Annotated in this window: 24 protein-coding genes and 1 pseudogene; 12 read left to right on the forward strand and 13 right to left on the reverse strand. The window is 70.0% G+C overall.

Annotated features, from left to right (window positions below):
• Positions 1 to 47: 47 nt before the first annotated feature.
• From NE857_RS16395 to NE857_RS16405, 3 genes are read right to left on the reverse strand one after another with little or no spacing between them, the layout of a single operon-like run.
• The gene (locus NE857_RS16395) at positions 48 to 713 is read right to left on the reverse strand and encodes a response regulator (RefSeq protein WP_254421783.1); all 666 of its coding nucleotides are present in this window, start codon (positions 711 to 713) and stop codon (positions 48 to 50) included.
• Between the two features lie 57 nt (positions 714 to 770).
• On the reverse strand, positions 771 to 1,835 hold the full coding sequence (locus tag NE857_RS16400) for a sensor histidine kinase (protein ID WP_254421784.1): 1,065 nt from the start codon (positions 1,833 to 1,835) through the stop codon (positions 771 to 773).
• A 2-nt stretch (positions 1,836 to 1,837) separates the two neighbouring features.
• Positions 1,838 to 2,026 carry a hypothetical protein gene (locus NE857_RS16405; protein WP_254421785.1) on the reverse strand — a complete coding sequence of 63 codons (189 nt, stop codon included), beginning with the start codon at positions 2,024 to 2,026 and terminating at the stop codon, positions 1,838 to 1,840.
• A gap of 720 nt (positions 2,027 to 2,746) precedes the next feature.
• On the opposite strand from NE857_RS16405, the gene NE857_RS16410 reads away from it, so the two are divergent.
• Positions 2,747 to 2,899: a hypothetical protein gene (locus NE857_RS16410; protein ID WP_254421786.1), complete on the forward strand. Its 153-nt coding sequence runs from the start codon at positions 2,747 to 2,749 to the stop codon at positions 2,897 to 2,899.
• Positions 2,900 to 3,005: 106 nt separating this feature from the next.
• Here NE857_RS16410 and NE857_RS34535 read toward each other — a convergent pair whose 3' ends face one another.
• Together NE857_RS34535 and NE857_RS34540 are read right to left on the reverse strand one after the other, a co-directional pair.
• On the reverse strand, positions 3,006 to 3,356 hold the full coding sequence (locus tag NE857_RS34535) for a histidine phosphatase family protein (RefSeq protein ID WP_254422004.1): 351 nt from the start codon (positions 3,354 to 3,356) through the stop codon (positions 3,006 to 3,008).
• Positions 3,357 to 3,477: 121 nt separating this feature from the next.
• Positions 3,478 to 3,618, reverse strand: a pseudogene (locus NE857_RS34540) (histidine phosphatase family protein); the annotation flags it as partial.
• A gap of 298 nt (positions 3,619 to 3,916) precedes the next feature.
• Here NE857_RS34540 and NE857_RS16425 point away from each other — a divergent pair.
• Positions 3,917 to 4,459, forward strand: a complete 543-nt coding sequence (locus NE857_RS16425; protein ID WP_254421787.1) for a type 1 glutamine amidotransferase domain-containing protein — start codon at positions 3,917 to 3,919, stop codon at positions 4,457 to 4,459.
• A 177-nt stretch (positions 4,460 to 4,636) separates the two neighbouring features.
• Here NE857_RS16425 and NE857_RS16430 read toward each other — a convergent pair whose 3' ends face one another.
• Both NE857_RS16430 and NE857_RS16435 read right to left on the reverse strand, forming a co-directional pair.
• Complete coding sequence (locus NE857_RS16430) at positions 4,637 to 4,762, reverse strand: methionine/alanine import family NSS transporter small subunit (protein ID WP_254421788.1); 126 nt, start codon at positions 4,760 to 4,762, stop codon at positions 4,637 to 4,639.
• Positions 4,762 to 6,378, reverse strand: coding sequence for a sodium-dependent transporter (locus NE857_RS16435; protein WP_254421789.1), 1,617 nt, complete (start codon positions 6,376 to 6,378; stop codon positions 4,762 to 4,764). Before NE857_RS16435 ends, NE857_RS16430 begins: the two co-directional genes overlap by 1 nt.
• A 493-nt stretch (positions 6,379 to 6,871) precedes the next feature.
• On the opposite strand from NE857_RS16435, the gene NE857_RS16440 reads away from it, so the two are divergent.
• The 3 genes from NE857_RS16440 (at position 6,872) to NE857_RS16450 (ending at position 10,082) form a co-directional block, all read left to right on the forward strand.
• The gene (locus NE857_RS16440; protein ID WP_254421790.1) at positions 6,872 to 7,633 is read left to right on the forward strand and encodes an MBL fold metallo-hydrolase; all 762 of its coding nucleotides are present in this window, start codon (positions 6,872 to 6,874) and stop codon (positions 7,631 to 7,633) included.
• Between the two features lie 157 nt (positions 7,634 to 7,790).
• A complete protein-coding gene (locus NE857_RS16445) occupies positions 7,791 to 8,720 on the forward strand; it encodes a ribonuclease Z (RefSeq protein ID WP_254421791.1) in 930 nt (309 codons plus the stop codon).
• 105 nt (positions 8,721 to 8,825) lie between these two features.
• Positions 8,826 to 10,082, forward strand: coding sequence for a hypothetical protein (locus NE857_RS16450; RefSeq protein ID WP_254421792.1), 1,257 nt, complete (start codon positions 8,826 to 8,828; stop codon positions 10,080 to 10,082).
• 28 nt (positions 10,083 to 10,110) lie between these two features.
• Here the strand turns inward: NE857_RS16450 and NE857_RS16455 are convergent, their stop codons facing one another.
• Together NE857_RS16455 and NE857_RS16460 are read right to left on the reverse strand one after the other, a co-directional pair.
• Positions 10,111 to 11,091 carry an EamA family transporter gene (locus NE857_RS16455; RefSeq protein WP_254421793.1) on the reverse strand — a complete coding sequence of 327 codons (981 nt, stop codon included), beginning with the start codon at positions 11,089 to 11,091 and terminating at the stop codon, positions 10,111 to 10,113.
• A 113-nt stretch (positions 11,092 to 11,204) separates the two neighbouring features.
• Entirely contained in the window at positions 11,205 to 11,723 is a 519-nt protein-coding gene (locus NE857_RS16460; RefSeq protein WP_254421794.1) for a GNAT family N-acetyltransferase, read from the reverse strand.
• A gap of 40 nt (positions 11,724 to 11,763) precedes the next feature.
• On the opposite strand from NE857_RS16460, the gene NE857_RS16465 reads away from it, so the two are divergent.
• Positions 11,764 to 12,324, forward strand: coding sequence for a helix-turn-helix domain-containing protein (locus NE857_RS16465; RefSeq protein ID WP_254421795.1), 561 nt, complete (start codon positions 11,764 to 11,766; stop codon positions 12,322 to 12,324).
• Positions 12,325 to 12,350: 26 nt separating this feature from the next.
• Here the strand turns inward: NE857_RS16465 and NE857_RS16470 are convergent, their stop codons facing one another.
• A complete protein-coding gene (locus tag NE857_RS16470; RefSeq protein ID WP_254421796.1) occupies positions 12,351 to 12,713 on the reverse strand; it encodes an ArsR/SmtB family transcription factor in 363 nt (120 codons plus the stop codon).
• A 149-nt stretch (positions 12,714 to 12,862) separates the two neighbouring features.
• Between NE857_RS16470 and NE857_RS16475 the strand changes: the two genes are divergently transcribed.
• Complete coding sequence (locus NE857_RS16475; protein ID WP_254421797.1) at positions 12,863 to 13,975, forward strand: NADH:flavin oxidoreductase/NADH oxidase; 1,113 nt, start codon at positions 12,863 to 12,865, stop codon at positions 13,973 to 13,975.
• Positions 13,976 to 14,038: 63 nt separating this feature from the next.
• Here NE857_RS16475 and NE857_RS16480 read toward each other — a convergent pair whose 3' ends face one another.
• Positions 14,039 to 14,875: a phosphotransferase family protein gene (locus NE857_RS16480; protein ID WP_254421798.1), complete on the reverse strand. Its 837-nt coding sequence runs from the start codon at positions 14,873 to 14,875 to the stop codon at positions 14,039 to 14,041.
• Here NE857_RS16480 and NE857_RS34255 point away from each other — a divergent pair.
• The 4 genes from NE857_RS34255 to NE857_RS16500 all read left to right on the forward strand — a co-directional run bounded on the left by NE857_RS34255 (position 14,756) and on the right by NE857_RS16500 (position 19,334).
• On the forward strand, positions 14,756 to 15,202 hold the full coding sequence (locus tag NE857_RS34255; protein WP_301184343.1) for a WYL domain-containing protein: 447 nt from the start codon (positions 14,756 to 14,758) through the stop codon (positions 15,200 to 15,202). The two genes, NE857_RS16480 and NE857_RS34255, sit on opposite strands and share 120 nt — an antisense overlap.
• A gap of 69 nt (positions 15,203 to 15,271) precedes the next feature.
• Complete coding sequence (locus NE857_RS16490) at positions 15,272 to 15,961, forward strand: GNAT family N-acetyltransferase (RefSeq protein ID WP_254421800.1); 690 nt, start codon at positions 15,272 to 15,274, stop codon at positions 15,959 to 15,961.
• 213 nt (positions 15,962 to 16,174) lie between these two features.
• Positions 16,175 to 17,542 (forward strand): NADP-specific glutamate dehydrogenase, encoded by a 1,368-nt coding sequence (gene gdhA, locus NE857_RS16495; RefSeq protein WP_254421801.1) that lies wholly within the window; start codon positions 16,175 to 16,177, stop codon positions 17,540 to 17,542.
• 475 nt (positions 17,543 to 18,017) lie between these two features.
• Positions 18,018 to 19,334, forward strand: coding sequence for a hypothetical protein (locus NE857_RS16500; protein WP_254421802.1), 1,317 nt, complete (start codon positions 18,018 to 18,020; stop codon positions 19,332 to 19,334).
• Here the strand turns inward: NE857_RS16500 and NE857_RS16505 are convergent.
• Both NE857_RS16505 and NE857_RS16510 read right to left on the reverse strand, forming a co-directional pair.
• Positions 19,303 to 20,277 carry an aldo/keto reductase gene (locus NE857_RS16505; RefSeq protein WP_254421803.1) on the reverse strand — a complete coding sequence of 325 codons (975 nt, stop codon included), beginning with the start codon at positions 20,275 to 20,277 and terminating at the stop codon, positions 19,303 to 19,305. The genes NE857_RS16500 and NE857_RS16505 overlap by 32 nt on opposite strands.
• Positions 20,278 to 20,400: 123 nt before the next feature.
• Positions 20,401 to 20,592, reverse strand: a complete 192-nt coding sequence (locus NE857_RS16510; RefSeq protein WP_254421804.1) for a hypothetical protein — start codon at positions 20,590 to 20,592, stop codon at positions 20,401 to 20,403.
• 249 nt (positions 20,593 to 20,841) lie between these two features.
• On the opposite strand from NE857_RS16510, the gene NE857_RS16515 reads away from it, so the two are divergent.
• The gene (locus NE857_RS16515; RefSeq protein WP_254421805.1) at positions 20,842 to 21,366 is read left to right on the forward strand and encodes a DinB family protein; all 525 of its coding nucleotides are present in this window, start codon (positions 20,842 to 20,844) and stop codon (positions 21,364 to 21,366) included.
• Positions 21,367 to 21,376: the final 10 nt, after the last annotated feature.

Raw genomic sequence — 21,376 nt, forward strand, 5'->3', positions numbered from 1 at the left:
ACCGGCGCGGGGGCGGTGGTGCGCGCCGGGGTTGGCCGGGTGCGGGTTCAGCGAAGGTCCGCCTCGTAGGCCAGTAGTCCGGCCTGGGTGCGGTTGTCGCAGCCCAGTTTCTCCAGCAGGCGGGAGACGTGGCCCTTGACGGTGGCCTCGGCCAGGAAGAGCCGTCCCGCGATCTGGCCGTTGGTCATCCCCTCGCCCAGGCAGGTGAGGACCTCGGTTTCGCGTTCGGTCAGGGAGGCCACCAGGGTGGCCCGGTCCAGGCGGTGGCTCTGGGCCGTGTGGGCGCTGGTGAGCAGGCGGCGGGTGGCTTCGGGGGACATCACGGTGTGTCCTTGGGCGGCGACGCGGATCAGCGAGGCCAGGTCCTCGGGCGGGGTGGATTTGAGGAGGAAGCCCGAGGCTCCGGCGTGCAGGGCGCGCAGGACGTATTCGTCGGCGTCGAAGGTGGTCAGGGCGACCACGACCGGGGGTGTGGGCTGGGCGGTGATCTCCTGGGTGGCGCTGATGCCGTCGCGGACGGGCATGCGCAGGTCCATCAGGACGAGGTCGGGGGTGTGCTGGTGGGCGGCTTCGACGGCGGCCTGGCCGTCGTGGGCCTGGTCGACGACGGTGATGTGGGGGTCCACGCCCAGGATGGTGCGCAGGTGCGCGCAGACCAGTGGGTCGTCGTCCACGATCAGGACGCGGAGCCGGGAGCTGGGTTCGTGGGTCACCGGTGGGTTCTTTCGTTGGTCGGGTTCGGCGTGGGCGGGGCTGTGGTGCGGGTGCGCTCACGGTGAGGGTTGGTGGATGTGGGCGTTGAGGGGGATGTGGGCGGGGAGCCTGGCGCTGACCTCGAACCCGCCTTCGGAGGTGGGGGCCGCGTTGAACAGCCCGCCCAGGAGTTCCACGCGTCGGTGCAGGCCGGTGAGTCCGCGGCCTGAGCCGGTGGAGACGAGTTGGGGGTCGGGGGCGCGGGTGGGGGCGGTGTTGGTGACGCTGACCCGTACGGCGGTGGGGGCGTAGTGCATGCGTACCTGTACTTGTGCGCCCGGGGCGTGTTTGTGCACGTTGGTCAGGGATTCCTGGACGAGGCGGCGCAGGGTCGCGGCGACCAGGGGTGAGACGAGCGCGGGGTCGCCCTGGGTGTGCAGGTCCACGGTGGTGCCGGTGCGGCGGGTGTCCTGGACCAGCTGGTGGGGGTCGGGGTCGCTCAGGCCCGGGGCGGGCAGGTGGGCCAGGTCATTCATGTCGCCCGGGTTGTTCGGATCGCTTGCGTCGTGCCCTTGGGAGAGCACGCCGGTGAGGTCGCGTAGCTCGCTCAGGGCGCGGTGGCCGGTGGCGCGCAGTTCCTCGGCGGCGGTGCGCACGGTTTCGTCGTGTGCGCTCACCCGTAGGGCTCCGGCCTGGAGCACGATGAGGCTGACCCGGTGGGTGACGATGTCGTGCATTTCGCTGGCCAGGCGGGCGCGTTCGTCGGCGCGGGCCTGCTGGGCGAGCAGGTGTTGTTCGTTCTCGGCACGTTGTGCGCGCTCGCGTAGCGCTTCGACCAGGCGTCGATGGGTGGACAGGTACAGGGCAACGGCGGCGGCCAGGTCCACGAACAGCACGGTGCGCACCCCGGTGCCGCTGATGCTGGTGGGGTCGGCGGCCAGCAGGCAGACCCCGGCCAGGGCGGCGAAGGGGATCCAGAACCTGCGGTCGGGCGGGGTGTGCAGGGCCGCGGCGTAGGCGGCGAAGGGCGCGGTGGGTGGGAACCAGGCCAGTGCGAAGGCTGTGTCGGCGCTGAAGAGGGGACCGGTGGTCAGGGCGATGGCGATGGCGGCCACTCCGGCGGCGGTGGCGGCCCACAGCACGGTCAGGGGGTGGGCGCGTCGCCACAGCAGGGTCGCGGACAGGAGCAGGCAGAGGGCCAGGACCGCTGCGGCGGGGACGGGGAGTCGGCGGAGACGGTGCGGGCCAGGGCCACGCCCGTCAGGGCGCTGATCCCGACGGTGGCCAGGTCCAGCAGGGTGTGCCGGTCGGGTGCGGGCAGGCCGAATCGCATGGGGCCAGCCTATGGCGGTAGCGGTGAGGGGAGTGGGGTGGCGGCCGGGTGCGGTCGGTTTTCCCGACGAAGGCCGGGGCGCAGAGGCTGATCCCTGACCTTCGTCGGGGGTGGCCCCTGGCGATCGTCGCTGGTGGGCGGGTGGAGCGTTGCGATGTGCTGGAAGGGTTGCAAGGGGGGCTGTGGGTTTCTCGATCTGGTCGGGGAGCAGTGGGTGGTGGCCGCGGGGCACTTCCCGTGGGTGGTGCCGCTGGCGGCTCTGTCGCAGGGCTGGCCGGTGACTCTCGGAGCAACGCAGACTGGTGTTGCGAGCGGGCACGTCCTCCACCCGCCCCAGAGCTTTGTGGCCGGTGCGTTGGCGGAGCATCCCCCACCCCTGAGCCAGGATGGCCCGGTTCAACCCCCGACTTCTGCCGAACCCGGCTGCCCGGCTGCTCCGCCGTGCCCTTCGCGGAGGCGGTCATGTTCGTGACCTTCAGATCCTCGAACCGGACCAGCTCGAAGCTGCGGGCGAGCATCGTGGAGGTCTTCTCCACCCAGTCCTTACGCCGAGCCGCCTCCCGAGCTTTGAGCCGAGCCGCCTTGGCGTACTCAGCGGCCTTGGCGGGACTGCCCTTGGGGGCGCGGGCGGCGCGGCGCTCGTGTTTGCGGCGTCAAGCTCGTTCTTTCGTCGAGGGTTGGGGGCAGTTCGACATCCGCCCCTCGGACAGGGCGGCGGTGATGGCCACACCCCGATCAACACCCACCACCGACCCGTCTCCGGGTCCCGAATTCGCCCTGGCGGTGCTGGGTCCCGAGCTCCAGGCCTGGCTGTTGGGGAGGGTCGAGGAACGGGTGCCGTTCCGCTTTACCGGTCAGCACCTGCTGTCCTGAAGCAGCGGCAAACTGGACCCCGACGCCGTGGTGGCCAGGGCTGACACCCTCATCGACCTGCTTGAGCGGGTCCCCGCCCAGGAGTGGGAGGGGACCCCGGGCTGAGTCAGGGGCGCAGGTGGGGTGGCAAGCCCGTCCAGCGCAGTCCGGGCGGCAGGTGGTCCAGGTCGTTGAGGGTGAGCAGCGACGAAGGGCTCCGGGGTGTGTAGCGGATGATCGTCAGCCCTGCGTTGGCCGCGCCCACGCTCACCCACCGCCAGGGCGGGGAGTCCAGGGCGGCGGTCACCAACCATCCCACCAGGTAGGCGTGGGTGATGACTACTTCCCGGCGTTCTTGTGAGCCCTGCGCGGGGCCGGTGAGGAGTTCCAGTGCCCGTTGGCCCAGTTCCGGGGAGCGTTCGGCGGCCGGGATCCGGGCCAGGAAGTCCAGGACCCCGTCGGCGTGGGCGTCGGGGATCTCGTGGCGTTCGGGTAGGTGGGGGGGCGTAGTCGCCGGCTTCGGGGAGTGCGACCGGTCTGACGCCGTCCAGGTGGTCGGCGACCAGGTGTGCGGTCTGGGTGGCCCGGGGCAGGGCGCCGTGCCACAGGGCCTGGGGGGCGAACTCGCGCAGCCGGGCTCCGAGGAGTTCGGCCTGGCGGCGGCCGGTGTCGGTGAGTTTCCCGGTGGCCGGGTCAGCCTGGGCATGACGGGCCAGGTACAGGTGGCGGGTCGCGGGCATGCGGGCCCTTTCCGGTTGTGGAGGTGTCGCTGGGGGTTGGTTCTTGGGTGCGATCCACCGTGGCGGCGGATGGTTCTCGGTCGAACGCGCATCGTGCTCCGCGGTGACTTCGAGGTGTTCTCGGGGTCGAAGGTGGACATCACGGGGGATGTGCGGGGTCTGCGCAGGCGGGCCGGAGCTGGGCAGTTGGGGCGCCAGGGGTGAGTCATCGGCCCCGAGCGGGTAGGGCCGCACGTGGTAGCGGACTCATCCGGGTTCGCTTGTCCGTGCAGTACCGAGCAGCACACGGGGGGACATCATGGCTGACGTACTCACCGGCCGCCGGGTGGCGATTTTGGCCGCTGACGGGGTCGAGCAGGTGGAGTTGGTCCGACCACGGCAGGCGTTGGCCGAGGCCGGGGCCCGGGTAGATCTGGTCTCGCTGCAGAGCGGGCGGATCCAGGCCATGAACGGTGACATCGAACCGGCCGACCGGTTCGATGTGGACCAGGAGGTGTCCAAGGTCGGGGCCGATGACTACGACGCGCTGGTCATCCCCGGCGGCACGATCAATCCGGACAACCTGAGGTCGGACGCCGACGCGGTACGGTTCGTGCGCGACTTCGTGGCCCAGGGCAAACCGGTCGCGGCCATCTGCCACGGACCCTGGGTTCTGGTGGAGGCCGACGTGGTGCGCGGGCGCACCGTGACCTCCTACCCCAGTATCCGCACCGACATCCGCAACGCCGGGGGCGTGGTGGTGGAGGAGGAGGTGGTCACCGACCACGGTGTCACCACCAGCCGCAACCCCGATGACCTGCCCGCGTTCTGTGCGCGGATCGTGCGGGAGTTCGCCGCCTGAGCCGTCCCTGGCCCGGTCTGACTCCATCCGGGCCAGGGGCCCATCCAGCGGCGGGGGCCGGGCGGGCAGCGTGGGGAGAGAGCCGACGCCCTGGCTGTTGTCCTGCGCCGACCGGGGGAACGTCCCAGGGGCGGTGGACCGCGCTGTGCGGTCCACCGCCCCTGGGACGTTGGCGGTTCAGTTCGGGGGCTGCTCCGACTCGGGCTCGTCGGGGTGGCGGCGCAGGTGCAGCACGGCTGCGGCCAGGCCGCCCCAGAGAACGATCATCGAGACGACCATCATGACGATGGCGCTGGTGGACATCAGTGGCCCTTCCCTTCCTGGTCGTTGTCGCTTGTGCGGGGTGCCGCGATCTTGTCGGGTTCGTCCAGCTGGGCGGGGGCTTCACCGTCGGGCTGGGCTGCGACGCGCTCGGCGTCTCGGCGGGCGATGGTGTCGGCGCGCTTCCAGGGGACACAGGCGACGGCGATACCGAAGACGATGGCGCCGATGGCGACTCCCCAACCGGCAACCAGGAGGAAGCCCTCCGGGTAGCCCTCGTATTGGGAGGTCAGTTCGGCGCGCAGGCTGTCCCACATCATGAAGCCCAACAGGACGGGGGTGATACCGCCCAGGGCGATCTTCCACCACCAGTCGAGGCGGATGGAGGAGATGGCGTTGGCGTGCTTCTCGAACAGGGGGAGCCTGCGTAGGAGCCAGCCGAACACGAGCACCATCACGAGACCGGCCAGCGCGATGCCGTACTGGTTGATGAAGTGGTCGAAGGTGTCGAGGAAGTACAGGCCCTGGGGTGTGGGGAAGAGCAGGACCGAGGCGAGCGCGGTGGCTCCGCCGACCAGCAGTACGGTCTGGACGCGACCCAGGCCGGTGCGGTCCTGTACCGCGGAGACGATCACCTGGACGATGCTGATCAACGAGGAGAGACCGGCGATGACCAGGCAGCCGAAGAACAGCACCCCGAAGAGTGCTCCGCCCAGCGGCAGGGTGGAGATGATCTGTGGAAAGGCGACGAAGGCCAGTCCGATCCCGGCGGTGGCGACCTCGTCAACGGCTGTTCCCGCGGTGGCGGCCATGAAGCCCAGGGCCGCGAAGACGCCGATACCCGCCAGGAGCTCAAAAGAGCTGTTGGCGAAGCCCGCGACCATGGCCGACCCGGTCAGGTTGACCTTGCGGCGCAGGTAGGAGGCGTAGGTGACCATGATGGCGAAACCGATGGACAGGGAGAAGAAGATCTGCCCGTAGGCGGCGATCCACACCCCGCCGTCGAGCATGGCGCCCCAGTCCGGGGTGAACAGGGCGTTCAGGCCCGCGGTGGCCCCGTCCAGGGTGAGTGCCTGGATGACGAGCAGGACGAAGAGCACCACCAGCAGGGGGATGAAGATCTTGTTGGCCTTCTCGATGCCCTTGCGTACGCCCAGGGCCAGCACGGTCAGGACGAGGGCCCAGACGGCTACCAGGGGCCAGGCCACCCCGCTGACGAATCCGGAGACCATCCCGGGGCCGTCGCTGACCTGGAGGAAGTCGTTGAAGAAGAATCCGTCGGGGTCATCGCCCCACTGCTGTCCGACGGCGAACCAGGTGTAGCGCACGGCCCAGGCCACGATGACGGCGTAGTAGATGGCGATGACGAAGCAGATCGCTACCTGCCACCAGCCGATGGCCTCGGCCGGGCGGGAGATGCGCCGGTAGGCGAGCGGAGCCGAGGAACGGTACCGGTGTCCGATGCTGTACTCGAGGATGAGCAGCGGGATGCCCGCCGTCAACAGGGCGATGAGGTAGGGGAGGAGGAAAGCCCCGCCCCCGTTGTCGTAGGCGATGTAGGGGAATCGCCAGATGTTGCCCAGTCCTACGGCCGATCCGATCGCGGCCAGCAGGAATCCCGCGCGCGTCCCCCACTGCTCGCGAGGCTGTTGCCCCATGTTCAGGTCTCCTAAATCATCCCGTAGTTCGCGACCCGCACGGTAGCAGGATTTGGCCTTTTGGGCATCGTTGATGCTGTTCTGCGGGCTTTATGTCGTTTGGGTTCGGGCTTTTGGTGCTTTTTGTCCAGAGGTTGTGGGGCGGGAGGGTGGGGGTTGGCAGCGTCGAGGCGGGCTTGTCGGGCATCTTCAGGCAGGCTCACTCCACACGTGTGGTGTGGAGGCGATCAGCTCTCGCGGTACCGCCCAGGGTGGTGGTACGGGGTCGATGTCGCTCACCTGGCCGACGCTAGTCCAGGGGGGCCCTGCGCGCACGCAGCCCCGCAGCAGCGGAGCCGAAGGTTCACCGGGGCATCCGGTGCTTGGGGAGCACGGGTGCGCCGAACGGGCTGGTGGCCGGTGGGTCGCGGAGCGCTAGAAGGGGTGTATGGGGGTAGAAGTGAAAGGTGGGGTCCATCGCCGTGTGCTCACCCGTGACCCACCGGGAGGAAACATGACCCATGTGCCTGTGGAGGTCGCCCCCGGCGTGCACCGGATCGGTGACGAGCTCGTGAACTTCTACCTGGTGGAAACCGCTGAAGGTCTGGTCATGGTGGATGCCGGGCTGCCCGCGCACAGCGGCCGGTTCCTGGACGCGGTCGCCTGGGTGGGGGGACGGCTGCGCGCGGTGGTACTCACCCACGCCCACCCCGACCACACCGGGCTGGCTGAGCGCGCCCGGGACAAGGGCGGGGCCCGGGTGTGGGTGCACGAGGCGGACGCGCCCATCCTCGAGGACGGTCCGACCAGCTCGGTGATCCACGCCCCTCCCGAGCGTCGATTGCTGCCCTACCTGGCGCGCTACCCCTCCTCGACCCGGTCGCTGATGCAGTTGGGGTACGCCGGGGCGTTCAGCTCGGACCGGGTGCGCGAGTACTCGGTCTTCGGTGACGACGAGGTGTTGACGGAGGTTCCGGGACAGCCCAGGGTGCTGTCCGCGCCGGGGCACACCCCGGGCAGTGTGCTGGTGTCCTTCGCGGACCGAGGGGTGGTGTTCACGGGTGACACCCTGGTCACCGAGGACCCCAGCGTCGGCTGTTCGGGGCCGCGGGTGGTGAGCCGGATGTCCACGCACGACAGCGCCCAGGCCTTGGAGTCGTTGGATCGGTTGGTTGACCTGCCCGAGGAGACGGTGCTGTTGCCCGGGCACGGTGGGCCCTTCACCGACGGGCCCCGCGCGGCGGTGATCCGGGCCCGGGCCACGGGCGTGCGCTGAACCGCCGCACGCCCCGCTGCCCCTTTCGGATGCTGTCGGGGGTGCGGCGGCGGCCGCGTGAACCCGGTCCGCGCTCGCTGAATGTACCTCCGGTGCCGCTGGGTGCACGTCCGGGGGAACGCGGGCACGCCGGTCCAGCGGTGGCACAATGCGCACCATGTCCGTACGCGAACTCGTGGTCCTGGGGACCTCCAGCGCCGTGCCCACCCGGCGGCGCAACCACAACGGCTACTTCCTGCGTTGGGGCGACCAGGGTGTGCTGTTCGACCCGGGCGAGGGCACCCAGCGGCAGATGCGCCTGGCCGGGCTGGCCGCCAGTGACATCACCCGGATCTGTGTGACGCACTTCCACGGCGACCACAGCCTGGGGTTGCCCGGCACCATCCAGCGCATCGCCCGCGACCAGGTGCCGCACCCGGTGCGGGTGGCCTATCCCGGGGCTGGTGAGGAGTACTGGCGCCGTCTGCGCCACGCCACGTCCTTTCGCGACACCGACGTGATCGTGCCCCAGCCCGTGGGCGGGTCGGGCAGCTGCCCGGTGGGTGCGGACGAACCCTTCACCATCACGGCGCTGCCGCTGCGCCACTCGGTGCCCGCCTACGGGTACCGGCTCAAGGAACCGGACGGGTGGCGGATGCTGCCCGAGCGCCTGCGGCACTTCGGGGTGCGTGGTCCGGACGTCTCCCGGCTCCAGCGCGAGGGGTCGCTGGAACTGGCGGAGGGGCGTGTGGTGGAGCTGGCCGACTGCGCGGTGCCCCGGCCCGGTCAGGTGTTCGCCTTCGTCATGGACACCGGTGAGTGCGAGCAGGCGGTGGAGCTGGCCCAGGGGGCGGACATGCTGGTCATCGAGTCGACCTACCTGGATTCGGAGGAGCACCTGGCTCGGGGGTACGGGCACCTGACCGCGCGCCAGGCCGGGCGGATCGCCGCGCGAGCGGGGGCGCGCCTGCTGGTGCTGACTCACCTGTCCGAGCGCTATGAGGAGTCCGAGGAGCCGAACTTCGTGTCCCAGGCCGGTGCGGAGTTCGACGGGCCGGTGGTGTTGGCCGCTGACCTGGACCGGATTTCTGTTCCCGGGCGGCGCTGACCTGGGCTTTTGGGGCATTCTGAGAAACGAGGATCCCAGAAGAACCGTTTGTGGGTTGGCGGTATCCAACGCAGTGTTGCATTTGTGCGCTGTGGAAGGCTCTCGATGACCCCCCGACCTGTCTCCACCCCTGCCCCGGTTTCCCCTGGGCTGCGGCTACGTGCCGGAGCGGCCCTGGCCGGGCTGCTCCTGGTGACCACCGGCTGCGGCCTGTCCGGCGGATCCGACCCCGGGGACTCCGGCGGTGATGGCGCCGACGAATCCGCCGAGGTGGCTGCCGAGCAGCCCTCCGTCGACTACCCCGAGGGGCCCTACACCCGTCGGGGCATCAGTGGCAGCGGCAACGGTTACAACTCCGCCCTGAGCGTGAACGAGATCCTCGGCCACTCCGACCGCACCGTCCTGCGCCTGACCGTCTCACCCCAGGGTCAGGACGGTGAGTCCGTCATCGCCATCAACGCTTTCGGCGGCGGCGTAGTGGGCGCGCACACCACCAGCCCGTTGGGTCTGTGGATCATCGACCCGGTGGGCCAGCGCCTCTATCCCCCGGCCTACAGCGACACGGAGTTCGTGGGCTCGCAGATCTCCGCCTTCACGGTGGTCGGCGCGGACTACGAGATCGAGGCGCACTTTGCGCCCCTGCCCGCCGGAACCCGCCGGATCAGTCTGGCCACCCCCGGCACCCAGGGGATCTTCACCGGGGTGCGGGTGAACAACCACTTCGACCAACCCTGGAATCCTGGGTCGGCCCCCACTGAAGAGGCGCCCAGCCGGTGGGATCACGAGCCCGGGCAGACCATCACGATGCCGGTCAGCGACGGCCCCGTCCCCGAAGAGGGCATCGACCTGTACAGCATCGTGGAGACTGGTGAGCAGGAGGCCACCGCTGGCCAGGCGCGCGGTGGTGACATCGCGCCGCCCGCACCCTATGCCGAGCCCGCCCAGGAGGCGGTGGCGACCGGGAGTGCGGAGTTCGCCAGGGAACGCTCCTACGACTTCGCGCTGTTCTCCCTGCGCCGTGACGGCGCGTTCGTGGTCGCCGAGTTCGACCTGACCAACAACGGCCCGGGTACCGTCAACCACCTTTACGGCGCGAACTTCGGGCAGGACGGGGTCCATGGTGGCCGGTTCGGGTCGTTCGGGATCCAGGACCCGGGCAGCGGGGACGTGTACCGGTCGCTGCGGATCGGGCCCGAGGGGGACGACACCCGCTACATGGAGCCGTTCGGCTATCCCTACCTGGGTGAGTCGGGTACGACCAACCGGGTCCAGCTGCACTTCCCGGCCCCGCCGCTGGAGGTGGACACCGTGACGTTCACGGCGGGTCCCTTCGGTGACTTCGAGGATGTGCCCCTGGAGTGAGTCCTCTGGGTAGGAGGGGCAGGGGCCCTCAACTCCGTTCCAGAGCCGGTTGGTCCCCGTTCGGGGCGGGTTGTTCGGTGGCGGGGGCCACTGCGGTTTCCGGGGTGCTCGGCACCGCGGTCTGGGCGATGAAGGCACCGGTCACGATGACCACCGCGCCCAGGATCTGCACGGGGGTGAGCGCCTCGCCGAGCAGTACCCAGGCCAGCACGATCGCGGTCACCACCTCCAGGTAGGCCACACCTCCCGCGACCTGCGGGGAGAGCCTCTTGATCGCCGAGACCCCGGTGAAGTAGGCGATGGCGGTGCACACCAGGCCCAGCCACAGCGCGATCATCCAGCCGGGCAGGGCGAGGGCGCCCAACGGAAGCGGGTCCGCGAGCAGCCCCCAGGGCAGTGTCCAGGGCTGGGCGAGCACCCCCAGCAGGACGGTGGCGATCAGCGCGCCGAAAGCGATCACCGCCAGGGGGTCGGTGTCCTCGCCCATGGCGTCCCCCAGCAGGAAGAAGGCGGCCTGGGCGGCGGCCGCGCCCAGGGCCAGGCCGACCCCGATCGCGTCCAGGCGCATCCCCGCCCAGACCTCCAGCAGCAGGCCGAGCCCGGCCACGGCCAGGACCACGCCCACCACGGCGGCGGGGGAGACCCGGTTGCGGCGCACCACCCGCACCCACAGCAGGAGCAGTACCGGGCCGAGGAACTCCAGCAGCAGCGCGATCCCCACCGGGATACGGGCGATGGCGGCGAAGTACAGGGCTTGGACGCCGGCCATGGGGAACACCCCGTAGGCCAGGACCAGCAGGGGTTTTCGCTGGGCCACGCGCCAGTGCCGCACGGCCACGGGCAGCAGGATCAGCGCGGCCCCGGCCAGGCGCAGCCAGGTCACGTGCAGGGAGTCCATCCCGGCGTCCAGCAGGGGTCGGGCGAAGACCCCTGAACCGCCGAAGGCCAGGGCGGAGGCGAGTGCGAAGGCCATCCCGGAGGGGCGGTGGCGGGCGGTGGACGCGGACACGAACGGCGCTCCAGGGAAGAGGTGGGGCGATGGGACCCCGTCGAGGATAAGCCGGTCGGCTTCGGGGATGGGTAGCGCCGTCTGGGGGCAGACGAGTGGCAGGTGCTCGGGTTCTAGGGTGCCGGGGTCAGGTCCAGCTGGGCCCAGGCCACGTCGTGCCAGGCCCCGTGCTTGTGTCCCACCCGGCGCATGACGCCCACGTCCTCGAAGCCCATGGCCCGGTGCAGGCCCAGGCTGGCGTCGTTGGGCAGGGTCATACAGGCGATGGCGGTGCGCATGCCCCGCTTCGCCAGGCGTGGCAGCAGTTCGGAGTACAGGGCCCGGCCCGCGCCCCGGCGGTGTCCTCCCTGTTTGAGGTAGACGCTGACCTCGCAGGTCCACTGGTAGGCGGCCCGGGCCCGGAAGGTTCCCCCGTAGGCGTAGCCGAGCACCCCCTGTTCGTCCTCCATGACGATCCACGCGTGCTGGAGCTGGGCCGCGGTGATGCGTTCGGCCATCTGCTGGTCCGAGGGCGGGGCCAGCTCGAAGGTGATGGAGGTGTCGGTGACGTAGGGCGCGTAGATCTCGGCGCACGCCGCGGCGTCGGCGGCTGTGGCGTCACGGATGCGGGCGTGGGGCAGCAGGGAACTCATGTTGAAGATAGTAAGCGACTGTGTCCACTATGGTAAACGCATGAGTGACCAACTGGGACCCGCCCTCGCCGTGACCCTGCAGGCTCTGCGCCGCGACCGAGGCCTGAGCGGCACCGCCCTGGCCGAGCTCTCCGGGGTCTCGCGCGCCATGATCAGCCGGATCGAGAACGGCGACGCCCAGCCCACCGCCTCCCTGCTGGGTCGCCTGTCCGGCGCCCTGGGCATCACCCTGTCCGAACTCATCGCCCAGGCCGAGCAGGGCGATCGCCGTCTGGCCCGACTGGACCAACAGCCCGTGTGGACCGATCCCGAGACCGGTTACCGCAGGCGAGCGGTCTCACCCACCTCCGGCGGTGCGTTGGAGTTGGTCGAGGTCGAACTCCCCGCGGGAGCGCGGGTGGCCTACCCCCGGGAGGTCTACACCTTCACCCGCCACCAGATCTGGGTGCTTCAGGGCACGCTCGCCTTCCGCGAGGGCGCGGTCGAGCACGTCCTGGAGCGGGGGGACTGCCTTCAGCTCGGCGCGCCCGCGCCCTGCGAGTACCGCAACCCGACCGAGGAGTCCTGCCGCTACCTGGTGGCCATCACCCGCCGGGGTTAGGGGCGCAGCCTCGGGGCGGGCGGCCTTCAGCTGCTGGCCGGGGCCTGTCCTTGGTGTGCGCTCTGGGCGTTCACCACGGCGGGGAGCAGGCCGGGGAAGCGCTCTTGTAGCTCCTCCTCGCGCAGTCGGCTCATGCGGGAGGTCCCCTCGTAGTACTGGCGGATGACCCCGGCTTCGCGCAGCACCCGGAAGTGGTGGGTCGAGGTGGACTTGCTCACCGGGAGATCGAAGGCGATGCAGGCCATGTCGTCGTGGCCCAGGGAGAGCGCGTGCACGATGCGCAGCCGGATCGGATCAGCGAGCGCGCTCAGCACCGTTTCCAGCTGGATCTGGCCGGGCTCGGGGTGCTCCAGCTGTCGACCCTGGGTGGTGCGTGCGCTCCTGGACATGCTGTGACCTCCGTAGGCGCGGGCTTTCCGACAATGTACGAGAGGCGCCATAGTTTGACAACCATCGTAGTACGACATGTACCGTACAAACGGTGGTTGGCGCCCTCGCCAGCCCACGTGCCCGACCCGCTATGCGAAGGACACCGACTGTGAGCACCCTGTTCACCCCGCTGAAGCTGCGGTCACTGGAGATCCCCAACCGCGCCTGGATGGCTCCGATGTGCATGTACTCCGCACCCGACCATGGCCCGGACACCGCAGCGCCCACGGACTTCCACCTGACCCACCTGGCCTCCCGTGCCGCGGGCGGCGCCGGACTGGTCATGGCCGAGGCCACCGGGGTGCGCCCCGACGGCCGCATCAGCCCCTGGGACCTGGGCCTGTGGAACGACACCCAGCAGGCCGCCTTCACCCGCGTGACCGCCGCCATCCGCGCCCACGGCTCGGTCCCGGCCATCCAGCTCGCCCACGCCGGACGCAAGGCCGCCACCGACAAGCCCTGGCTCGGAGGCCGCGGGCTGGGCGCCGACGAAGGCGGCTGGACCACGGTCTCCGCCAGCGCCGAACCCTTCGAGGGGCTGCCCACCCCACACGAACTCACCCAGGAGGAGATCGCCCAGCTGGTGGGCGACTTCGCGGCCTCCGCCGAACGCGCCCTGGCCGCCGGGTTCCAGGTCGCCGAGGTCCACGGCGCCCACGGCTACCTGATCAACTCCTTCCTCTCCCCGCTGGCCAACTACCGCACCGATGCCTACGGCGGTGACCTCCAGGGCCGCATGCGCCTGGCCCTGGAGATCGTGGAGGCCGTACGAGAGGTGTGGCCCGAACACCTGCCGGTGCTCTTTCGCACCTCGGCCACCGACTGGCTCAGCGAGGACCCTGCGGACACACGCCGGGGGTGGACGGTCCAGGACACCGTGCAGCTGGCCAAGGAGCTCGCCGCCCGGGGTGTGGACCTGCTCGACGTCTCCACCGGCGGCATGACCCACGACGCCCGCATCCCCGCCGGGCCCGGCTACCAGGTGCCCTTCGCCGAACGCGTGCGCGCCGAGGCAGGCATCCCCACCGCCGCCGTGGGACTCATCCTCGAACCCGACCAGGCCGAGGAGATCGTGGCCACCGGACGGGCCGACGCCACCATGCTCGGCCGCCAGCTGCTGCGCGAGCCCTACTGGCCCCACCGCGCTCGCGCCGAACTCGGGGACAGCCCTTCCTGGCCCGAGCAGTACGGCTACGCCGTGGCACGACCCAGGAAGCGCTGAGCGTTCGGTGCGGTCGGCAGGACCGTCCCGGGAGAGGGGTGAGAGCCGTGGGAGCGGTGGGAGTCAGGCGACCAAGGCCTTGAGGAAGGCGGGACGCTGCTCTTCCAGCCAGGCGCTGCGGCGGTCCTTGACGCGTTCCCACGCGGGCCAGCCGCCCGCCTGCTCCACGATCTCGACGAAGAGCGGGTTGCCCTGGTCGAGCATGCTCTTGACGAAGACGCGGGAGACCTCGTTGTACTGCTCGATGGCCTCGGGCAACGCCCGGCGGTCCCCGGCGGACATGCCGTAGCCCTCGGCGAGCAGGCTCAGCCGGTGCAGGACCTCGGCCCGGGCGAACTCCGACTCGGCGAGCACCTCCGGGGGCAGTGTGGGTCCCATGTAGAAGGCCAGCGCGGCCAGATCCCACACCGGGCGGCCCGGGGCGGCCAGGTCGAAGTCGATCAGGGCGTGGCCCGCGCCGTCACGGAAGACCAGGTTCTCCAGGCACGGATCGTTGTGGCACAGCAGCGTGCCGCCCTCGGGGTCGCTCAGGTCGGTGGGCCAGGCCGCGCCGGTGTCGAAGGGCACGTGTCGGGCGGCATCGTGGTAGCGGCGCAGCAGCCGGGCCGAGGCGCTCACCACCCAGTCCTCAGTGGCCCAGGCGGGGAAGGGCGGGACGGCCACGTCTCCCTCGACGAAGGTGAGCTCTTCGGTGCCGTCCTCGTGCAGGGCCAGCGGCCGGGGAGCCCCCTCGAACCCGCTCGCGGTCAGGGCGGTCAGGTACTCCTGCAGGGCGGGGGCATGGGGCGGGGCAGTGCGCACGACCCGGTCGCCGCGGCGCAAGACGGTGTTCATCATGCCGCCGCTGAGCGGCTGGTCCTGTTCCCGGTCCTGTTTTCGCCCTTGGGGGCCGACGGCCATAGCCGGTGTCCCTTACCTCGCGAAGTCCGCGGCACCAGGAAAACCCGTGGTGCGCCAAGGCTGAACAATCTACTGCCCTGGCTGACCCCGGACCAGGGATTTTCGTCTCAAGCCGATCTCCTCCTCTTTCCATCCCCGGTAGGTGCGGGGCCGCTGGACGCCCAGGGGTGGGTGGAGACGGACCTGGAGGTGGAGACCGACACGGTGGCGGTCGGCGATCTGCTCAGCCTGGGAGCGCAGGCCGAGGTTCTGGGACCGGCAGAGCTCCGGCAGGCCCTGGCCCGGGAGGTCGCGGCTCTGGCCGCGCGCTACCCGGACTCGCTCTGAAGGCTCGGGGCCCGGCGGGTTCTGCGGTTGTGCGCGCGAATGTCGGCGCCGGGTGGTGGGATGTTTGGCATGAGCCGAACCTCCCCTGAGCCCCTGGCCCCGCTGATCCGCCGTTGGCAGCGCGGGTGGGGGCTGGCCTCGGCTCTGGCGCCCGCAGCGGAAGCCGACGGTGCCCTGCACGTGGACCTGGGACGGCCGGGCCGAAAGACGGAGCGGATCGTGCTCGACGCCGACCAGCACCCGGAGCGGCTTCGGTCTCTGGCCGCCCGGGTCGCCGCCGCAGCGGAGCCGGACTGGCTGACGGTACCCACCAACGACCCGGAACGGACGGTCCGGCTGGTGCGAGAGGCCGGTCTGGTGGCGGACCCCGACCACGAGGCGTTCATGAGCGCGGACCTGACCGCACACCCCACCCCCGGTGCTCCGGCCCCCTACGCCGCCCGGCTGAGTGAGGAACACGTGGTTGCGGGGCGTGCGGCGGTGTTCAGAGCCCACCTGTCCGTACCCGGCATCACGAGAGCGGCCGGCGGGGTCGGGGCGTTGGTGAACACCGACCTGGTGGTCCACGCCATCAGGACCGAACCGGACCACCGCCGACGCGGACTGGGTTCGGCGGTGCTGGGGGCCCTGGTCGCCCGGGCCCGGGAACACGGGGCCGAGAAGGGCCTGTTGGTCTCCACACCGCAGGGGCACGGACTGTACTCGCGGCTGGGGTGGCGGGTACGGGCCAGTGTGGTGGTCGCACACCGCGCGCCCTGAGCGAAAGACGGGCGGAAAATGCGCGACTCGCCTTTGGGCCAGGCCCGAAAAATATGTTTACATCAAAGCAATACACTGGCAACACGAATGGTGGTCGCTGCCGGTATGAGCCCAGTACCGCAGCGCCTCCGCCTGCTTTTTTCGACGATCGCGGCTCCCGGCACAACGGCGTGTGGGGTGCCCGTTTCAGCAGTGAGAAGGGAACGCACTCGCATGCCGTTTTCCCATGGCGCCCGAGAAGACCACCACCCGGGTGTTCGCAGCGCCTACGAGCACGTGGCGCGCCGCAACCCTGACGAGCCGGAGTTCCAGCAGGCCGTACTCGAAGTACTCGACAGCCTCTCACCGGCCCTGTCCCGCCACCCGGAGTACGCCGACGAGCGTGTCCTGGAACGTCTGTGCGAGCCCGAGCGGCAGATCATCTTCCGCGTGCCCTGGCGCGACGACCAGGGAAAGGTCCACGTCAACCGTGGTTTCCGGGTGGAGTTCAACAGCGCCCTGGGCCCCTACAAGGGCGGCCTGCGCTTCCACCCCAGTGTGAACCTGGGCGTGATCAAGTTCCTGGGGTTCGAGCAGATCTTCAAGAACGCCCTCACCGGCATGGGTATCGGCGGCGGCAAGGGCGGCAGCGACTTCGACCCCAAGGGGCGCTCGGCCACCGAGATCGAACGTTTCTGCCAGTCCTTCATGACCGAACTCCACCGCCACCTGGGCGAGTACACCGACATCCCCGCGGGTGACATCGGTGTGGGCACCCGCGAGATCGGCTACATGTTCGGGCAGTACCGGCGGCTGAGCAACCGCTGGGAGGCCGGGGTCATCACCGGCAAGGGCCTGGACTGGGGAGGTTCGGCGGTCCGTACCGAGGCCACGGGGTACGGAACGGTGATGTTCACCGAGCGGATGCTGGAGCGCAACGGCCGGGACCTGAGCGATATGCGTGTGGTGGTGTCGGGTTCGGGCAACGTGGCGATCTACGCGGTGGACAAGGCCCAGCAGCTGGGCGCCACCGTGGTCGCCTGCTCTGATTCCAGCGGCTACGTGGTCGACGAGAAGGGCATCGACCTGGACCTGCTCAGGCAGGTCAAGGAGGTCGAGCGCGAGCGGATCAGCGCCTACGCCGAGCGCCGCTCCGGAGCCGAGTTCGTCGAGGGCGGCAGCGTGTGGGACGTGCCGTGCGAGGTGGCGCTGCCCTCGGCCACCCAGAACGAACTCGACACCGACGCCGCCAAGACCCTGGTGGACAACGGTGTGGTGGCGGTGGCCGAGGGCGCGAACATGCCCACCACCCCCGAGGCGGTCAAGGTGTTCCGCGAGGCCGGGGTGCTGTTCGCCCCGGGCAAGGCGGCCAACGCCGGTGGTGTGGCCACCAGTGTGCTGGAGATGCGCCAGAACGCGCGGCGTACCTCGTGGTCCTTCGACCACGCCGAGGCGGAACTGGCCCAGACCATGGCCGGGATCCACGACCGCTGCGAGGAGGCGGCCGAGCGGCACGGCGCCAAGGGCGACTACGTGCTGGGCGCCAACGTCGCCGGTTTCGAGATGGTCGCCGACGCCATGCTGGCCCAGGGGCTTATCTAGCGCGTAGGGCAGGTCGTCAGGGGCGGCCCCTGGGAACTCGGAGGGGTTTTCAGGAGCCGCCCCGCTTTTTTGCCCGATTTTCTCAGAATGTAGACCTTTTTGTCTTTTGCGGCGAAGGGGTCTTTCTTGTGAGCGCGAGAAAAGACGGGGAAAGCGGATTTAACGAAAAGTCCAGCGCGCGTCGTGAGGGTGTGGCAGTGTTCTTCATGCCCGGGCCGGGCGAACGGATGTTCGCCTGGCCGACTGCGGCACGCCCAAAAAAGAGTTCGGGGTCGCCTTGGTGTTGACGCACCAGTACGGCGACCCCTGACCGATCCCTGTGATCAGCAGGGATGCGGCTCACCGACTCTCCTGCGCAAAGCAAGGACCCAGGAAGGCGGCTCGTGTTGAAGTGTAACTTCTTCCAGCCCGAAAAGCTTGTGACTTCGCAGATCCCTCTGGCGGTCTTGACTCAGCCCCTGGCGGGAAGTGTGCGATGAAGGTCATTCGCAGCCATCATGAGGCGAATTGCACCATCATCCCCAATTCCACCATCCGTGATGGTCGTCTGAGCAGGCTCGCCCGCAGCATCCTCATCGAACTACTCTCCAACCCCTCACACTGGCCGCACGCCACGGCGGAGAAGATGTGGGCCTGGGACCGCCAACAGCGCGGCGACCGGGCCGATGGGCGCCTGGCCTACATGCGGGCCTTCAACGAGCTCGTCGACGCGGGATACATGTTCCGCGAGATCCAACGGCGCGGCACCGCTCTGGTCACCCTGGTGACCGTCTACGACACCCCTCGAACTCCCCGGCACGGGCCTGACGGTTCTGGAAGGTCCGGCCGCGAAAAGTCCGGCCCTGACAGGACAAATACACGAAGTACTGATGCACGAAGGAAGGGGAACGAAGGGGGTCCGTCCGGGTCTGAAACCTCTACCCCCAAAGAAGCTGCCGCCGAGCGCCGGGACGGGTTCTGGGACTTGTTGGCACGCATCCCCGACTGGCTGCTGCTGAGCCCGGAAGCGGACCGTGCGACCTTGGGCCGCAAAGCAGTCTCGCTGTTGCGGCAGGGGTTGGGCGCCGACCAGCTGCGCGCTCTGCTCTCCTGCGTCGAAGGGCTGGGACGCCCCTTCGGAGCCCTGCTGCGGCGCATGGCCAACCTCAAGAACGCCCTGGCCTTCCTGGACGGAAAGCTGGGACGGGGCGTACACCGCCCCTGGGGCAGCTCCGCGGGCTGGCCCGAGTCGGGCGGGGGTTTCGGTGAGGGAGCGGCCGAACCCGCGCCGATGGGGCCTGACCCGAGGGGTGCGTTTGACGCGCCGCCCCGGTTCGTCGTGGACGTCAACGGGGCGGCCGTCAGGACCTGCCCTGAGCACCCCACCGTGCGCAACGTCCCCGGCGGGTGCTGTGCGCTGTGCGGCGGACCGCGCCTGAGTGAGCCGGGGCCCTGGCCCGCCAAGGCCGACCAGGCCACGCCTGGGCCGGTTTCCGGCAGGTCCTTGCAGATGGAGGCCGGGCTCGTCCCTGTGCCCAGGACGAACGAGGTGACGTTCCTGGCGGATGCAGGGGAGAGCCCTGGCGATGAGGAACTGGACCCGGACCAGCTGGAGCGTATGCACCACTCCCTGGATCAGGGGCGGCAATCGCCACAGGTCCAGGACGATTCCGATACGGGTGCCCCAGGTGCCCCACCCGACTGGGCGGAGGTGAGGCGGGAGCCGGGTGTGGCCCGGGCCGGGGCCGCGCTGGCGCGTCAGGCCCTGGCCCGGACGAGGGTCACCACAGGTGGTGGACCTGGGGGCGGATGAGGGCGTCGTAGACCTCGCGGACCTGCTCGTGGGTCTTGGCGTCCAACGGCGGCAGCTGCGCGGCGGCGGCGTTGCCGCGGGCCTGGTCGCCGTTGCGGGCGCCGGGGATGACCACGGTGACCCCGTCCTGGTCCAGGATCCAGCGCAGCGCGAACTGGGCCAGGGTGGCGCCCTCGGGAACCAGGGGGCGCAGGCGTTCGACGGCCTCCAGCCCGGTCTCGTAGTCGACACCGGAGAAGGTCTCGCCCTTGTCGAAGGCCTCGCCCTGGCGGTTGAAGTTGCGGTGGTCGTCCTGGCCGAAGCTGCTCGCGGCGGTGAACTTGCCCGAGAGCAGGCCGCTGGCCAGGGGCACCCGGGCGATGACGCCGACCCCGGCTGCCCTGGCCGCGGGCAGGACGCGCTCCAGGGGCTTGTGGCGGAAGGCGTTGAGGATGATCTGCACGCTGGCCACGTTGGGGCGGGCGATGGCGGCCAGGGCCTGGTCGCAGGTCTCCACCGAGACCCCGTAGGCGCGCATGCGGCCCTCGTCGACCATGGCGTCCAGGTCGTCGAAGACGGCGTCGCTGTCGATGACGGCCGAGGGCGGGCAGTGCAGCTGGACGAGGTCGATGGTGTCCACGCCCAGGTTGCGGCGCGAGTCGTCGTTCCAGGCGCGGAAGTTGCCCGAGTTGTAGTGGGCGGGCTCCTGGGCCATGCGGCGGCCCATCTTGGTGGCCACGGTCAGGTGGGGGTGGTCCTTGAGAAGTTGGCCGACCAGGCGCTCGCTGCGCCCGTCGCCGTAGACGTCGGCGGTGTCGACGAAAGTGACGCCTTCGGCCACGGCCGTGTTCAGGGCGTTCATCGCGTCGGTCTCGCTGACCTCGCCCCAGGCGGAGCCGATCTGCCAGGCGCCGAAACCGATGACGCCGACATCGGCGACGGTACCGAGTTCACGTTTGTCCATGATCGTGATCCTAAGCCCTGTGGGATCGCTCCCAGCCAGGGCTTTCGACCCTGGTCGGGCTGGGGTCGGGTCCGAGGAGGATCTGGACCCGGGCCAGGCCGGCCCCGGGGCGAGCGGGTGGTGTCAGCGGGGAACCAGAGCGCCGCGCACCATCGCCTCGACCAGAGCGCGCACGGAGGACCTGTCGAGGAGTTCGACCAGGCTCATGGTGAGGGCGAACAGGGCGCCGCCGTGCAGGGTGATGAGGGTGCCGATCTCCTCCGGGACCGCGGCCCACAGGGATGCGGTGAGCAGCTCCACCACGGTGCGGACCATGTCCTCGCGGCCCTGGGGCGAAGCGGTGACCGGGAGTGTGCGGGTGGCGGCCGCCGCTTCCGCGGTGGCTGGCGCCAGAGGTTGCGCGACTCGGCCTTTCGGCTGGTTCCGGGCCGGGTATTGGTCAGGTCGGTGGTGGGGGGCGGTCCGGTGGGCCCCGCCCGAGCCCTTGACCCCGGCCTGAGCGGTGGTTTCGAGCTCACGGAAATCCGTTGTCCCGGATGAGAGCAGGGTTTAGAGTCGCCGCTCATGAGCGAGCCACACAACAACAGCGCCCCCCGGGTCGACCCGCCCTTCATCGCCGACGAACGCGCCATGCTCGACAACTGGCTGAACTGGCACCGCGAGACCCTCGCGGTCAAGTGCCAGGGGCTGAGTGACGAACAGCTGTGTGAGCGGTCCGCACCGCCATCGGCCCTGTCTCTGCTGGGGCTGGTCCGGCACATGGCATACGTGGAACACATGTGGTTCCGCGTCATCCTCCAGGGCCAGGAGTACAGCTCCCCGGTCAAGACCGACGACCAGCCCGACGGCGACTTCCTGAACGCGGACACCACCTCGGTCGAGGAGGCCTTCGCGCTGTGGCGGTCCGAGATCGAGCACGCCCGGCAGATCTCGGCAGGGCTGGAACTGGACGCGGTCGGCAAAACGCAGCGCCACGGCCAGGACTGTTCACACCGCTGGATCCTGGTGCACATGATCGAGGAGTACGCCCGCCACAACGGCCACGCGGACCTGCTTCGTGAACGCATCGACGGGGTCACCGGCGAATAGGCCGGTGCCG

Origin of the sequence: Nocardiopsis exhalans (genome assembly GCF_024134545.1) — a bacterium.
In the GTDB taxonomy this organism is placed as follows: domain Bacteria; phylum Actinomycetota; class Actinomycetes; order Streptosporangiales; family Streptosporangiaceae; genus Nocardiopsis; species Nocardiopsis exhalans.

Coding starts and splice junctions, on each gene's coding strand:
- NE857_RS16450 (WP_254421792.1), top strand. CDS start 8,826: ATGACCCCCCGACCTGTCTCCACCCCTGCCCCGGTTTCCCCTGGGCTG.
- NE857_RS16405 (WP_254421785.1), bottom strand. CDS start 2,026: ATGCGATTCGGCCTGCCCGCACCCGACCGGCACACCCTGCTGGACCTG.
- NE857_RS16505 (WP_254421803.1), bottom strand. CDS start 20,277: ATGGACAAACGTGAACTCGGTACCGTCGCCGATGTCGGCGTCATCGGT.
- NE857_RS16410 (WP_254421786.1), top strand. CDS start 2,747: ATGGCCACACCCCGATCAACACCCACCACCGACCCGTCTCCGGGTCCC.
- NE857_RS34255 (WP_301184343.1), top strand. CDS start 14,756: ATGGGGCGGGGCAGTGCGCACGACCCGGTCGCCGCGGCGCAAGACGGT.
- NE857_RS16515 (WP_254421805.1), top strand. CDS start 20,842: ATGAGCGAGCCACACAACAACAGCGCCCCCCGGGTCGACCCGCCCTTC.
- NE857_RS16490 (WP_254421800.1), top strand. CDS start 15,272: ATGAGCCGAACCTCCCCTGAGCCCCTGGCCCCGCTGATCCGCCGTTGG.
- NE857_RS16500 (WP_254421802.1), top strand. CDS start 18,018: ATGAAGGTCATTCGCAGCCATCATGAGGCGAATTGCACCATCATCCCC.
- NE857_RS16465 (WP_254421795.1), top strand. CDS start 11,764: ATGAGTGACCAACTGGGACCCGCCCTCGCCGTGACCCTGCAGGCTCTG.
- NE857_RS16510 (WP_254421804.1), bottom strand. CDS start 20,592: ATGGTCCGCACCGTGGTGGAGCTGCTCACCGCATCCCTGTGGGCCGCG.
- NE857_RS16425 (WP_254421787.1), top strand. CDS start 3,917: ATGGCTGACGTACTCACCGGCCGCCGGGTGGCGATTTTGGCCGCTGAC.
- gdhA (WP_254421801.1), top strand. CDS start 16,175: ATGCCGTTTTCCCATGGCGCCCGAGAAGACCACCACCCGGGTGTTCGC.
- NE857_RS16470 (WP_254421796.1), bottom strand. CDS start 12,713: ATGTCCAGGAGCGCACGCACCACCCAGGGTCGACAGCTGGAGCACCCC.
- NE857_RS16440 (WP_254421790.1), top strand. CDS start 6,872: ATGACCCATGTGCCTGTGGAGGTCGCCCCCGGCGTGCACCGGATCGGT.
- NE857_RS16480 (WP_254421798.1), bottom strand. CDS start 14,875: ATGGCCGTCGGCCCCCAAGGGCGAAAACAGGACCGGGAACAGGACCAG.
- NE857_RS16460 (WP_254421794.1), bottom strand. CDS start 11,723: ATGAGTTCCCTGCTGCCCCACGCCCGCATCCGTGACGCCACAGCCGCC.
- NE857_RS16435 (WP_254421789.1), bottom strand. CDS start 6,378: ATGGGGCAACAGCCTCGCGAGCAGTGGGGGACGCGCGCGGGATTCCTG.
- NE857_RS16445 (WP_254421791.1), top strand. CDS start 7,791: ATGTCCGTACGCGAACTCGTGGTCCTGGGGACCTCCAGCGCCGTGCCC.
- NE857_RS16430 (WP_254421788.1), bottom strand. CDS start 4,762: ATGTCCACCAGCGCCATCGTCATGATGGTCGTCTCGATGATCGTTCTC.